We start from the raw sequence: 12,526 nt of genomic DNA, 5'->3' as shown, positions 1-12,526 counted from the left end.
GGGTAGGGGTCTGTGTCATGGGCCGGCAGGGGCTGCGATAAAAAAGTGTCCGATGATGACTGGCTCGTATGTCCCGTGTATTGCACTGCCGGTGGGGTTAGGGAAATTCCCAATGCCGACGCGTTTGTCCATAATCCAGCTTGGATTCACGAGGAGGATAACGGCGATGGCGATCATCAAATTCTGGCGGGCTTGTTTCGTCGCGTTCCTGGGCGCCGTCGGCGCGGGGGCGGCGGCGGCTGAAGAACCGGCCGCGCAACTGCTGGCGGCTGCCGCGCAAGGCGAGACGACGCGCGTGCGCGAACTGCTGGCGCGCGGCGCGCCGCTGGAGGCGAGGGATGCGCAGGGCAATACTGCCTTGCTGCGCGCGACGCAGGGCAATCATGCGCAGGCCGCCCGCGTCCTGATCGAGGCGGGCGCCGATGTGAATGCGCAGAACCAGATGCAGGACAGCGCCTACCTGCTGGCGGGCGCCCAGGGCTATCGCGAGATCCTGGACCTGACGCTGCGTCATGGCGCGGACCTGAAAAGCACCAACCGCTACGGCGGCACCGCGCTGATCCCGGCGTGCGAACGCGGCCATGTGGACGTGGTGAGGACGTTGCTGCAAGCGGGCGTGGACCCCAATCACGTGAACCGGCTGGGCTGGACGGGTTTGCTGGAAGCCATCATCCTGAGCGATGGCGGCCCGAACCATCAGGCGATTGTCGCGTTGCTGATCGAAGGGGGGGGCGACGTGAACCTGGCCGACGCCGACGGCCGCACGCCGCTTGCGCATGCCCGTCAACGCGGGCAGCGTGAAACGGTTCAACTGCTGGAACGAGCCGGCGCGCGCGGGTGATCCCGCCGGTGCGTGTGCAGCAGCAGGGTGCAGACCAAGAGCCAGGCGCCGGACAGCGGCAAGGGGGAATGGAAGGGCAGCCATGAACTGGCCGCCAGGCCCGCCACGGCCACCGCCAGACCGACCCAGCCGAATCCCAGGCCGGGCAGAGGGCCGGTCATGAAAGGGCCGGCGGAGTAGAAAGAGAACACCAGGAAGTTCAGGCCCGCGACCAGCACGGCGGTGCGCCGCAGCGCGCCCAGGGTCACGAAATAGCGTGTCAAGGCGTCGCCCGAGAGGCGGTCGCGCAACAGTGTCTGCGTCGTGACGGAACAGGTCGCCAATCCTGCCGCCTGGATAAAGCGGCCAAGCAGCAAGCCTTCGAAGCTGGGCGCGATCAGCGCCAACGGGGTTCCGGCCCCACGCCGCGCACCCTGGCCGGGCGATAAAAAACGCCGGCCCCGTAAGAGGCCGGCGTTCTTCCAAGCGGTCGGGCGCTTAGAACTGGTGGCGGATGCCCACGCCCGCGGCGGTGCTCTTCAGCCCGTCGATGAACGCGTAGTCCTTGCCGTACGAACCGTAGGCGTACAGGTTGGTGCGCTTGGACAGGTCGTAGGTGTAGCCCACGCTGTAGACGTTCATGTTGGCGTCGCCGCCCGTCAGGCGGTCGTTGGACGGTGCGACGTGCTGCCACGAGGCGAACACGCTGCTGGCGCCGCCGACAGGCAGGGTCGCGCCCAGCATGTACGAGTTGGCCTTGAAGCCATTCACGAAGCGGTTGGTGCCGAACTCGTCGCTGAAAGGCGTGCCGGCGGGCAGGTCCTGGCCGACGAACCAGCCGTCGGTGGTGCGGCCGTAGGCGGCCGCCAGCTTCACGACCTCCAGGTCATACGACACGCCCAGCGCGTATTGGCGCGGCGTGGCGTCGCTGTCGATCGTGGTGCTGCGATTGGAGCCGTTCAACTGGTCGTACGTCAGCGCGACGTTCAGCGGGCCTTGCACATAGCGCAGGCCGGCGGTGATGCCGCGCGTGTTGTCGGCGGTGCGGAAGCCCGTCTGGTCGGCGGTCGTGTCGTCCGCGTTGAACGAGTAGCCGATGCCGAATTCAAAACCGTTCACCGAAGGGGTGCGGTACATGACCATGTTGTCCCAGCGCATGGTGTTGGCCGCGCTGAAACCCAGGCCCAGGTTGGATTGGGTGTAGCTGGTGTAGAAGGGGTCGATGTCGGCCAGGTAGTTCGAGCCGATGGTGGCCTGGCGGCCGAAATCAAGCTGGCCCCAGGCGTCGTTGGCCAGGCCGATGGTGGCTTGGCGGCCGAACAGGCGGCCGGATTGCCCGCGCTGGCCGTTGCCGGAATCAAAACCGCTTTCCAGCTTGAACACAGCGCGCAGGCCATCGCCCAGATCTTCGGATCCGCGCAGGCCCCAGCGGGAGCCGGCCTGGATGCCGTTGATCATGCCGAGCTTGCTACCACTGTAGCCGTCGCCCTTGATCTTGTTGTAGCCGATGCCGGTGTCGATGACACCATAGAGGGTGACTGACGGTTCTGCCTGAGCGATGCCTGTGTAAGCGGTCAGCATCGCAGCGGCGAGCAGCGTCTTTTTCATCCGGAGATCTCCTGGAGTACGGGTTGGGAACGGGTTGGAAAAAACAAAGGGAACAGCACGCTCGGCATAGCGCCCAGCGGTGTTCCCAGACCTTAGTGTAAAACATTTACGCTATTTTCTGCTTATTACATCGGATTTTCAGGCTATTTCGCCTAATTCCAGTGCCGGAATGACGCCATGGTTGTCCGCTTCGGCGCGGCGGCGGTTGACTGTTCCCGGCCATAGTGGCATCTTGCCCCGAAGTCCCTTTCTACGCCCACTTACGGAACCTCCCGTGGACTACCCGCTGCCGCTTGTCACTGTCGATGCCGTCTTGCTCACCTTGCGGGCGGGCGTCCTGGAAATCGCCTTGCATCAACGCGACCGCGCGCCCTTCAAAGACGCCATGGCGTTGCCGGGCGGGGTGGTGCATGTGGACGAAGACGCCAGCACCGATGCCAGCGTGCGCCGCGTGTTGCGAGACAAGACGGGGTTCGAGCCGCGCTACCTGGAGCAGCTGCAGGTGTTCTCCGGGCCGTCCCGCGATCCGCGCAAGTGGTCGTTGTCGGTGTCTTATGTGGCGCTGGTGCCGGCGGCCGAATTGGAGGCCGCGACGCAGGCCGGATTCCGCTTCGTGAGCGTGGACGCGTTGCCGCCCCTGGCGTTCGACCATGCCGGCATCGTGGCGGCGGCGGTGGCCCGGGTGCGCGGCAAGTCCAGCTATTCGACCTTGCCGTTCTTCCTGTTGCCGGAACGCTTCACGCTGACCGAGCTGCAACACACCTATGAAGCCATCTTGCAGACCCGGCTGGAGAAGTCGAATTTCCGCCGGAAGATGGAAGCGTGGGACGTGCTGGAAGCCACCGAGGATTATGTGGTGGGCGCCCAGCGTCCCGCCCGCCTGTACCGCCTGAAGGACTTCACCTTGTTCGACCGCAGCGTCGGATAAGCGCCGGACCATCCTGAATCCAACATAGTTGCAAATCAACAATAAGTGGGCTTATACTGGCTTCACTTAGTTTTAAAGTGCCACTAAGGGCTGATCATGTTCACCATCACTGCGGTAGTAGAAGGACGACGCCAGAGCGATACGCCGGCCGCGTTCGTGTTCCCCGGCGGCGAAAGCCAGGTCACGGTGCCGGCCGGATTGCGCGCCCAGGCCGATGCGGCCACCGAGTTCCGTATCCACGCCTTGTTGAAGTCGGCTGACGACGTCATGCAACTGCTGATGCTGACGGACGCGCTGCGCCGCCTGAACCCGGCCGTGCCGGTGCACCTGGACATGCCCTACGTGCCGTACGCCCGGCAGGACCGGGTCTGCAATCCGGGCGAGGCGCTGGGCGTGGCGGTGTTCTGCAAGCTGATCAACGATCAGCAATACGCCACGGTGACCGTGGTCGAACCCCACAGCGACGTGACGCCCGCGCTGCTGCAACGCGTCCGCGTGGTCGATGCCGCCGCCTTCCTGGCGCGCGCGCTGGCCGCCCCGGCCTTTGCCGGCGGCGTCACCCTGATGGCGCCGGACGCCGGCGCCCGCAAGCGCGTGCAGGCGTTGGCCAAGACGCTGGGCGTGGCGGACGTCCGTTACGCCGAAAAGGTCCGCGACCCGCTTACCGGCCGCATCACCGAAACCCGCGTGCCCGGCGACATCCCTGCGCAACCGGTGCTGGTGGTGGATGACATCTGCGACGGTGGCCGCACCTTCCTGGAGCTGGCGGCCGCCTTGCGCGACACCACCCGGCAGCCGCTGTACCTGTATGTCACGCACGGCATCTTCAGCAAGGGCTTGGCCGAGCTGAACGCCCGCTTTGCCGGCATATTCACCGCCTACGACTGGACCGGCACCGAAGGCGCTGGCGCTCCGGTGCTTGTCAACTAAGAAGGAAACCGAACCATGAACACCCGCGACGACCTTACCGTCAAGAACGGCATCAACCCTTTTCTGCAAGCCGACTTCTACAAGACGGGCCACCCGTTCCAGTATCCCAAGGGCACCAACAAGATCCTGGCCAACTTCACGCCGCGTTCCGCCCGGCTGGCGCCGGTGCTGCCTGAACTGTTCGACGGCAAGATTGTCTGGTTCGGCCTGCAAGGTTTCATCAAGGAAATCCTGATCGACCTGTTCGACCGCGAATTCTTCGGCAAGCCGGCCGGCGTGGCCGTGCGCCAGTACCAGCGCCGCGTGGACAACGCGCTGGGCAAGGGTGCGGTCACCGTGGACCACTTGCAGGCGCTGTATGAACTGGGCTATCTGCCGCTGGAGATCCGTTCGGTGCCCGAGGGCGCGCGCGTGGATATCCGCGTGCCGCCGGTGACTTTCATCAACACGCATCCGGCGTTCGCGTGGCTCGTGACCTATATCGAGACGCTGTTCAGCTGCGAGTCCTGGAAGGCGTCGACGGTGGCGACCATCGCCTTCGAATACCGCAAGCTGTTGACCTACTTCGCGCGCCTGACCGGCAGCCCGATGGACTTCGTGAACTGGCAGGGGCACGACTTCTCGATGCGCGGCATGTCGGGTCTTTACGACGCCCGCAAGAGCGGCGCGGGGCACTTGCTGTCGTTCACCGGTACGGACACGATTCCGGCCATCGACTACCTGGAAGACCTCTACGGCGCCGATTCCGACCGAGAATTGATTGGCGGCTCGGTCCCGGCGACCGAGCACTCGGTCATGTGCCTGGGCAGCAAGGAAGGCGAGATCGCGACCATCCGCCGCCTGGTCACGCAGGTCTACCCGGCGGGCATCGTGTCGGTGGTGTCGGACACCTGGGACTTCTGGCAGGTGGTGACGGACTTTGCCGCCGCATTGAAGCCCGAGATCCTGGCGCGCCGGCCCGACCCATTCGGCAACGCCAAGGTTGTGTTCCGCCCCGATTCGGGCGACCCCGTGAAGATCCTGACGGGCTACTTCTGCTCGGACGTGCCAAGCGTCGGGGACGCCGCGGCAATGGCCGCCGCCGCCCGCGACGGTGCCGAGGCGGTGCGCGATGCGGCGACCGGCGCCTACTGGCTGTTGGGCGAGAACGCGTGCGCCGGCCAAGCGTTGCGCGAAGCCGAAGTGAAGGGCGCGGTGCAGTGCCTGTGGGACACCTTCGGCGGCGTGGTGACGGACCGCGGCTACAAGCTGCTGGACCCGCACGTAGGCCTGATCTATGGCGATTCCATCACGTTGGCCCGCGGCCGCGACATTCTGGTCCGGCTGGAAAAGAAGGGCTTCGCCTCCGGCAACGTCGTGCTGGGCATCGGGTCCTATACCTACCAGTACCTGACGCGCGACACCTTCGGCTGGGCATTGAAGGCGACGTACGCCGAAGTCGACGGCGAGCCCCAGGAACTGGTGAAGGACCCGGTCACGGATTCGGGCGTGAAGCGCTCGGCCAAGGGCCTCTTGCGGGTCGATGAAACCGCAACCGGCTATGTGCTGCACGACCAGCAGACGCCCGAGCAGGCCGAGGGCGGCGCGTTGGTGCCGGTGTTCCGGGACGGCAACCTGCTGGTGGAGCAGAGCCTGGCCCAGATCCGGGAACGGCTGCAATCGTCGTGGACGTGCCCCGCGCCGGGCAGCATCGACTGGGCGGCGCGCTGACTATCGGGTGGCCAGATCGCCCGTGGCCAACTATCCCGTGACAAAAAAAGCTCCCGAGGGAGCTTTTTTTACGGGACGAGGCCAGGGCGTCAGGCCTTGCCGCGCGCCTTTTTCTCTTCGCGCACGAAGATCACCACGCCGACGACGATCATCAGCGCCAGCGCATACCAGGTGATGGCGTAGACGAGGTGGTTGTTCGGGAAGCTCAGCACTGTCAGGCCGCCGACGGGCGCTTTCGCGGGATCCCGGTTCGGGCTGGACGCCGCGTCGGCGTCGATGAAGTACGGCGCCACGTCGGTCAGGCCGCGCGCAGTGGCGATGGCCGGCAGGTCGCGCGAATACCAGAGGTTGGCCGCCGGATCGTTGTTGCGCAGGAAACCGCTGCCGGGTTCGCCCATGCGCAACAGGCCCGTGACGCTGCCCTCGGCCGGCGCTTGCGTGGACGCGGCCGCGTTCTTGCGCCATTCCGGCAGCACAAAGCCGCGGTTGACCAGCACGGTGCCGCCGTCGGCCAATTGCAGCGGGGTCATGACCCAGTAGCCGCTGCCCAGGTCGGTGGCGGCTTGCACCAGCGTCTGGCGGTCGTACTGGAACGTGCCGGAGGCGGCCACGTGACGGTACTCGGCATTGTTGAAGCTCAGGGCCTGCCAATCGCGCTTGCCGGGGGCCGGCGTGGTCGGCGCGTGCGCCCGCTGATTGACTTGCGCGATCAGGTCGCGTTTCCAGGCCAGCCGGTGGACCTGCCAGGTGCCCAGGGCGCACAGGCCCGCGAACAGCGCGACAGCAACCACGCCCAGGATGACCAGGGTGGTTTTGCTGCGCGGACTACGGGGGGTGTCGCCGGTATGAGTGTCTTTTACTGCTGCCATCAGGGCATATTCCGCATGTCGTGAGTGGACATGGGCATCATATTGGAGTTCAAGTGATACATGATCCAGATTGACCCGCTGAGCGTGATTACGACCAGCACCAGCGTGAATATTAACGCCAACATGTTCCACCCGCTTTCGGACTTGGCGTCCATGTGCAGGAAGTACACGATGTGGACCACGATCTGCACGACGGCGAAGGCCAGGATCACCAGCGCGGTCGTTCGCGAATTGGCGAAGACGCGGTCCATTACCAGCCAGAACGGGATGGCGGTCAGGATGGCCGCCAGCACGAAGCCCGTGAAGTAGCTCTTGAGCGTGCCGTGGCCGGCGCCGTCATCGTCGTCGTGGTGGTCGTGGCCGCCGCCGTGGCCGTGGCCGCCATGCCCGTGATCGGCCAGGTTGTCCATGTGCGAGCTCATGGCAGCACTCCCATCAAGTACACGAAGGTGAACACGCCGACCCAGATCAGGTCCAGGAAGTGCCAGAACATCGACAAGCACATCAGGCGGCGCCGGTTTTCAGGGATCAGTCCGTGCATCTGCACCTGGATCATCATCGTCACCAGCCAGACGATGCCGAACGTGACGTGCAGCCCGTGCGTGCCGACCAGCGTGAAGAACGACGACAGGAAGGCGCTGCGCTGGGGGCCGGCGCCCTGGTGGATCAGGTGCGCGAATTCATACAGTTCCAGCGACAGGAAGCCCAGGCCGAGGATGCCGGTGACCGCCAGCCACAACTGGGTCGCGCCGATGCGGTTGCGCCGCATCTCCAGCATGGCGAAGCCGTAGGTGATGGACGACAGCAGCAGCAGGGACGTGTTGACCGCCACCAGCGGCAGGTCGAACAGGTCGGCGCCCGACGGGCCCGCCGCGTAATTGCGGCCCAGCACGCCGTAGGTCGCGAACAGGCAGGCGAAGATGAGGCAGTCGCTCATCAGGTAGACCCAGAACCCCAGCAGGGTGCCGTTCTTGGGATGGTGTTCGCCCGCGACGTAGAACACGGGCTCCGGGGGCGGCGCAGTGCCGCCGGGCAGGGTGGGGGCCAGGGTATCAGACATGTTTCGCGAGCAACCTTGTACGGGCGTCTTCTTCGCGCACGACCTCGTCGGCCGGCACGTAGTAGTCGCGCTTGTAGTTGAAGGTATGGATGATGGACACCAGGATCAGCGCCGCGAACGACAGCACGGCCAGCGGCCACATGTGCCAGATCAGCGCAAAGCCCATCACTACACTGATCGCCGCCAGTACGATGCCCGCCCAGGTGTTCTTCGGCATGTGGATGGGGATGAAGCCCTGTTGCGGCCGTTCGTAGCCGTGCTGCTTCATCTGCCACCAGGCGTCCAGGTCATGCACGCGCGGCGTGAACGCGAAGTTGTAGTTGGGCGGGGGCGACGACGTGGACCATTCCAGCGTGCGGCCGTTCCAGGGGTCGCCGGAGTCGTCGCGCAACTGGTCGCGCCGGCGGTAGCTGACCACCAGCTGGATGATGAAGCTGGCGATGCCGCAGGCGATCAGCAGCGCGCCGAAGGCCGCCACCTGGAACCAGATCTGCAGCGACATGTCTTCGAAGTGGTTCACGCGCCGCGTCACGCCCATCAGCCCCAGCACGTACAGCGGCATGAACGCCACGTAGAAGCCCACCAGCCAGAACCAGAACGAGCACTTGCCCCAGAACGGGTCGAGCTTGTAGCCGAACGCCTTGGGGAACCAGTACGTGATGCCGGCCATCAGCCCGAACAGCACGCCGCCGATGATGACGTTGTGGAAGTGGGCGATCAGGAACAGGCTGTTGTGCAGCGCGAAGTCGGCGGGGGGAACCGCCAGCAGCACGCCCGTCATGCCGCCGATCACGAAGGTGACCATGAAGCCCATCGTCCACAGCATCGGCACTTCGAAGCGGATGCGGCCGCGGTACATGGTGAACAGCCAGTTGAAGATCTTCGCGCCGGTCGGGATCGAGATGATCATTGTCGTGATCCCGAAGAACGAGTTCACGCTGGCGCCGGACCCCATGGTGAAGAAGTGATGCAGCCAGACCAGGTACGACAGCACCGTGATCACGACGGTGGCGTACACCATGGACGCATAGCCGAACAGGCGCTTGCTGCAGAAGGTGGACACCACTTCCGAGAAAATGCCGAAGGCGGGCAGGATCAGGATATAGACCTCGGGGTGGCCCCAGATCCAGATCAGGTTCACGTACATCATGGCGTTGCCGCCGAAGTCGGCCGTGAAGAAGTTGGTGCCGACGTAGCGGTCCATGGACAGCAGGGCCAGCACGGCGGTCAGCACGGGGAAGGCGGCCACGATCAGCACGTTGGTGCACAGCGCGGTCCAGGTGAAGATGGGCATGCGCATCATGGTCATGCCGGGCGCGCGCATCTTGACGATGGTGACCAGCAGGTTGACGCCGGATAGCAGGGTTCCCACCCCCGCTATCTGCAAGGCCCATATGTAGTAGTCGACCCCCACGTCCGGACTCTGCATGATCCCCGATAAGGGGGGGTACGCCAGCCAGCCCGTGCGCGCGAATTCGCCGACGAACAGCGACATCATCACCAGTATCACGCCGCCCGTCGTCATCCAGAAGCTGAAGTTGTTCAGGAAGGGGAAGGCCACGTCGCGCGCGCCGATCTGCAGCGGCACGATGTAGTTCATCAGCCCCGTGACCAGCGGCATGGCCACGAAAAAGATCATGATCACGCCATGCGCGGTGAAGATCTGGTCATAGTGGTGCGGGGGCAGGTAGCCGGCCGAATCGCCGAAGGCCACCGCCTGCTGCAAGCGCATCATGATGGCGTCGGCGAAGCCCCGCAGCAGCATCACGATGCCCAGGATCACATACATGATCCCGATCTTCTTGTGGTCGATGCTGGTGAACCATTCGTGCCACAGGTAGCCCCATTTCTTGTAGTAGGTGATGGAGCCCAGCACGACGATGCCGCCCACTGCCACCATGAAGAACGTGGCAAGCAGGATGGGTTCGTGAAAGGGGATGGCGTCCCAGGTCAGTCGACCGAAGATCAGCTTGATGAGGTCAGGTTGATCAGGCATCTCGATTCCAGCGTAAAGACCACAATTTCATGAAGCCCCTGCATCGGCCGGCCCGTGTCGCGACGGACTTGCGGCAAGCCGCTACAGCACGAGCCCTTCGGTGGACGTGCACATGGCGCCTACATACTTGCGCGGCGGCGTGCCGGTCAGGCCCAGGCGCTCGCGCGTTTCCGTGTCCAGCGTAGTGATGTTGAGCGCGCCCGGGATGCCCATGCCGCCTTGCGAGTCGATGGCCATCGCATCTTTCATGCACATGCGGTTGCCTTCGACGCAACGGTTCACGATGGCGTCGAACAGGCCGGGCGCGACCGAGGCGTAGTGCTGGACCGGGTTGCGTTCACTGGGTTGTTCAAGCTTCAGGTAGACGTCGCGGGTGAGCTTGCCGGTGGACGCGCGGGCGTCGGCCACCCACTTGTCGAAGCCCTGCTGGTCCAGGCCATGGAACTTGAAGCGCATGCCCGAGAAGCCCGATCCGCTGTAGTTGGCGGACAGGCCTTCGTATTCGCCGGGGTGGTTGATCACCGCGTGCAGCGTGGTCTGCATGCCGGGCATGGCGTAGATCTGGCCGGCCAGCGCCGGCACGAAGAAGGAGTTCATCACGGTGGACGACGTGATCTTGAACTGGATGGGGCGGTCGACCGGCGCGGCCAGCTCATTGACCGTGGCGATGCCTTGCTCGGGATACAGGAACAGCCATTTCCAGTCCAGCGCCACCACTTCGACGACAAGCGGCTTGGTGCCCGCCGGGACCTCGCGTCCTTCGGACAAGCGCGCAAGCGGCCGGTAGGGATCCAGTTGATGGGTGCTGACCCAGGTCAGTGCGCCCAGGGCGATGATGATCAGCAGCGGCGCGGCCCAGATCAGAAGCTCCAGCATCGTGGAGTGGTTCCATTCCGGGTCGTAGTGGGCCTCTTTGTTGCTGGCCCGATAGCGCCATGCGAACAGGAAAGTCAGGAAGATCACCGGCACGATGATCAGCAGCATCAAGCCGGTGGAGATGATGATCAGATTACGCTGTTGAAGCGCCACATCGCCTGATGGCGACAGCAGCACCGCATTGCATCCGGCGAGCAATGGCAGGGCGGCAATCAGGATCAATCCGCGGAGCCTGGTGAAGGACGGCATAGCCATACCTCGAAACGTAACCGTGGGAGGTAAACGCAACACTACGCTGGAAGCCGCGAAAAATCTAGGGTAAAAAGAACAAAAGTGTGCAAGGCAGTGGCGTATTCCGGACCTCCTACAGTGAGCAAACCCATGTCGACCACCACGCAATATCCCGGTCAGGCCCCTTCCGTTCCCGGTCCCGGGGCGACGGCCGGCGGGGCCAGCCATGCCAAGGTGGCCCCTGGTGAAATCGCCGTCGGCGTGGTGGTGGGACGCGCCTCCGAATACTTCGATTTCTTCGTGTTCGGCATCGCCTGCGTACTGGTTTTTCCGAAGGTCTTCTTCCCCTTCGAACCGCAGCTGGAAGGCACGCTCTGGGCCTTCGTCATCTTCTCTTTCGCGTTCATCATGCGTCCCATCGGCACCGCGTTGTCGATGGCGATCCAGCGGCGTTGGGGGCGCGCCACAAAGTTGACGGTCGCGCTGTTCCTGCTGGGAACGGCCACGGTGGGCATGGCGTTCCTGCCCAGCTACAACACCATCGGCGCGCACGCCATCACGCTGCTGGCGGTGTTCCGCTGCCTGCAGGGGCTGGCGTTCGGCGGGTCATGGGACGGGCTGCCGTCGCTGCTGGCGCTGAACGCGCCGCCCAACCGCCGCGGCTGGTATTCGATGATGGGCCAGTTGGGCGCGCCCGTCGGCTTCATGGTGGCCAGCGCGCTGTTCCTGTACCTGCACGTCACGCTGACCCAGGCCGACTTCCTAGAATGGGGCTGGCGCTATCCGTTCTTCGTCGCTTTTGCCATCAACGTGGTGGCGCTATTCGCGCGGCTGCGCCTGGTCGTCACCGAGGAATACACGCAGTTGCTGGAAGAGGGCGAACTGGAACCCATCAGCATCGCCGAGATGGTGCGCTCGCAAGGCTACAACCTGTTCATCGGCGCCTTCGCGGCGCTGGCCAGCTATGCGCTGTTCCACCTGGTGACGGTGTTCCCGTTGTCATGGATCGCCGTCAGCGCCACGCAACAGATCTCGGACGTGCTGATCGTGCAGATCATCGGCGCGGTGATCGGCATCCTGGGAACGGTGATGTCGGGCTGGCTGGCCGACCGCATCGGCCGGCGCACCACGCTGGGTCTGCTGGCCGTGCTGATCGCCGTGTTCGCGTTGTTCACGCCCTGGCTGCTGGGCGGCGGCCCGATGGGGCAGGACGCGTTCATCCTGGTGGGCTTCGCGCTGCTGGGCCTGTCGTATGGACAGGCGTCGGGCACGGTCACCGCCAACTTCACGCGCCGTTTCCGCTACACGGGCGCGGCGCTCACGTCCGATATGGCGTGGCTGATCGGCGCGGCCTTCGCGCCGCTGGTCGCGTTGGGGTTGTCGGCGCGCTTCGGGCTGGTGGCCGTCAGCGTCTATCTGCTGTCGGGAGCGGCGTGCACCTTGGTGGCGCTGCGCATCAACAAGGTGCTGGAAACGCGCGACTGAAGCGCCAAGGCCA

The 12,526-nt window shown here is 64.7% G+C and carries 12 protein-coding genes; 5 read left to right on the top strand and 7 right to left on the bottom strand.

All coding sequences use genetic code 11. The features are described 5' to 3' along the window. The first annotated feature begins 166 nt into the window (after positions 1 to 166). Entirely contained in the window at positions 167 to 841 is a 675-nt protein-coding gene (locus A9973_RS20915; RefSeq protein WP_183015581.1) for an ankyrin repeat domain-containing protein, read from the top strand. Here A9973_RS20915 and A9973_RS20910 read toward each other — a convergent pair. Both A9973_RS20910 and A9973_RS20905 read right to left on the bottom strand, forming a co-directional pair. Further along, positions 808 to 1,227, bottom strand: a complete 420-nt coding sequence (locus A9973_RS20910) for a hypothetical protein (protein WP_255469250.1) — start codon at positions 1,225 to 1,227, stop codon at positions 808 to 810. The genes A9973_RS20915 and A9973_RS20910 overlap by 34 nt on opposite strands. A 91-nt stretch (positions 1,228 to 1,318) precedes the next feature. Beyond that, a complete protein-coding gene (locus tag A9973_RS20905; protein ID WP_183015580.1) occupies positions 1,319 to 2,428 on the bottom strand; it encodes a porin in 1,110 nt (369 codons plus the stop codon). A gap of 274 nt (positions 2,429 to 2,702) precedes the next feature. Between A9973_RS20905 and A9973_RS20900 the strand changes: the two genes are divergently transcribed. The 3 genes from A9973_RS20900 to A9973_RS20890 all read left to right on the top strand — a co-directional run bounded on the left by A9973_RS20900 (position 2,703) and on the right by A9973_RS20890 (position 5,996). Then, entirely contained in the window at positions 2,703 to 3,356 is a 654-nt protein-coding gene (locus tag A9973_RS20900; RefSeq protein WP_183015579.1) for an NUDIX hydrolase, read from the top strand. Between the two features lie 96 nt (positions 3,357 to 3,452). Continuing rightward, positions 3,453 to 4,286: a ribose-phosphate pyrophosphokinase-like domain-containing protein gene (locus A9973_RS20895; protein ID WP_183015578.1), complete on the top strand. Its 834-nt coding sequence runs from the start codon at positions 3,453 to 3,455 to the stop codon at positions 4,284 to 4,286. Positions 4,287 to 4,301: 15 nt separating this feature from the next. Then, complete coding sequence (locus tag A9973_RS20890; protein ID WP_183015577.1) at positions 4,302 to 5,996, top strand: nicotinate phosphoribosyltransferase; 1,695 nt, start codon at positions 4,302 to 4,304, stop codon at positions 5,994 to 5,996. Positions 5,997 to 6,085: 89 nt separating this feature from the next. On the opposite strand, the gene A9973_RS20885 is transcribed toward A9973_RS20890, so the two are convergent. The 5 genes from A9973_RS20885 to cyoA form a co-directional block, all read right to left on the bottom strand. Continuing rightward, the gene (locus A9973_RS20885) at positions 6,086 to 6,865 is read right to left on the bottom strand and encodes an SURF1 family protein (protein ID WP_183015576.1); all 780 of its coding nucleotides are present in this window, start codon (positions 6,863 to 6,865) and stop codon (positions 6,086 to 6,088) included. Next, on the bottom strand, positions 6,865 to 7,287 hold the full coding sequence (gene cyoD / locus A9973_RS20880) for a cytochrome o ubiquinol oxidase subunit IV (protein WP_183015575.1): 423 nt from the start codon (positions 7,285 to 7,287) through the stop codon (positions 6,865 to 6,867). Before cyoD ends, A9973_RS20885 begins: the two co-directional genes overlap by 1 nt. Next, positions 7,284 to 7,925, bottom strand: coding sequence for a cytochrome o ubiquinol oxidase subunit III (gene cyoC, locus A9973_RS20875; RefSeq protein ID WP_183015574.1), 642 nt, complete (start codon positions 7,923 to 7,925; stop codon positions 7,284 to 7,286). Before cyoC ends, cyoD begins: the two co-directional genes overlap by 4 nt. Then, positions 7,918 to 9,921: a cytochrome o ubiquinol oxidase subunit I gene (gene cyoB / locus A9973_RS20870; protein WP_183015573.1), complete on the bottom strand. Its 2,004-nt coding sequence runs from the start codon at positions 9,919 to 9,921 to the stop codon at positions 7,918 to 7,920. The genes cyoC and cyoB overlap by 8 nt, the downstream gene beginning before the upstream one ends. 81 nt (positions 9,922 to 10,002) lie before the next feature. Next, entirely contained in the window at positions 10,003 to 11,046 is a 1,044-nt protein-coding gene (gene cyoA / locus A9973_RS20865) for a ubiquinol oxidase subunit II (protein ID WP_183015572.1), read from the bottom strand. A 132-nt stretch (positions 11,047 to 11,178) separates the two neighbouring features. Between cyoA and A9973_RS20860 the strand changes: the two genes are divergently transcribed. After that, positions 11,179 to 12,513 carry an MFS transporter gene (locus A9973_RS20860; protein WP_183015571.1) on the top strand — a complete coding sequence of 445 codons (1,335 nt, stop codon included), beginning with the start codon at positions 11,179 to 11,181 and terminating at the stop codon, positions 12,511 to 12,513. Positions 12,514 to 12,526 lie beyond the last annotated feature (13 nt).

Origin of the sequence: Achromobacter sp. UMC46, assembly GCF_014170335.1 — a bacterium.
GTDB lineage: Bacteria > Pseudomonadota > Gammaproteobacteria > Burkholderiales > Burkholderiaceae_B > Achromobacter.
Note: the sequence above shows the minus strand (reverse complement) of the source record. Positions and strands in the feature narration are given on the sequence as shown.

Coding starts and splice junctions, on each gene's coding strand:
- A9973_RS20915 (WP_183015581.1), top strand. CDS start 167: ATGGCGATCATCAAATTCTGGCGGGCTTGTTTCGTCGCGTTCCTGGGC.
- A9973_RS20905 (WP_183015580.1), bottom strand. CDS start 2,428: ATGAAAAAGACGCTGCTCGCCGCTGCGATGCTGACCGCTTACACAGGC.
- A9973_RS20895 (WP_183015578.1), top strand. CDS start 3,453: ATGTTCACCATCACTGCGGTAGTAGAAGGACGACGCCAGAGCGATACG.
- A9973_RS20890 (WP_183015577.1), top strand. CDS start 4,302: ATGAACACCCGCGACGACCTTACCGTCAAGAACGGCATCAACCCTTTT.
- A9973_RS20885 (WP_183015576.1), bottom strand. CDS start 6,865: ATGGCAGCAGTAAAAGACACTCATACCGGCGACACCCCCCGTAGTCCG.
- cyoD (WP_183015575.1), bottom strand. CDS start 7,287: ATGAGCTCGCACATGGACAACCTGGCCGATCACGGGCATGGCGGCCAC.
- cyoC (WP_183015574.1), bottom strand. CDS start 7,925: ATGTCTGATACCCTGGCCCCCACCCTGCCCGGCGGCACTGCGCCGCCC.
- cyoB (WP_183015573.1), bottom strand. CDS start 9,921: ATGCCTGATCAACCTGACCTCATCAAGCTGATCTTCGGTCGACTGACC.
- cyoA (WP_183015572.1), bottom strand. CDS start 11,046: ATGCCGTCCTTCACCAGGCTCCGCGGATTGATCCTGATTGCCGCCCTG.
- A9973_RS20860 (WP_183015571.1), top strand. CDS start 11,179: ATGTCGACCACCACGCAATATCCCGGTCAGGCCCCTTCCGTTCCCGGT.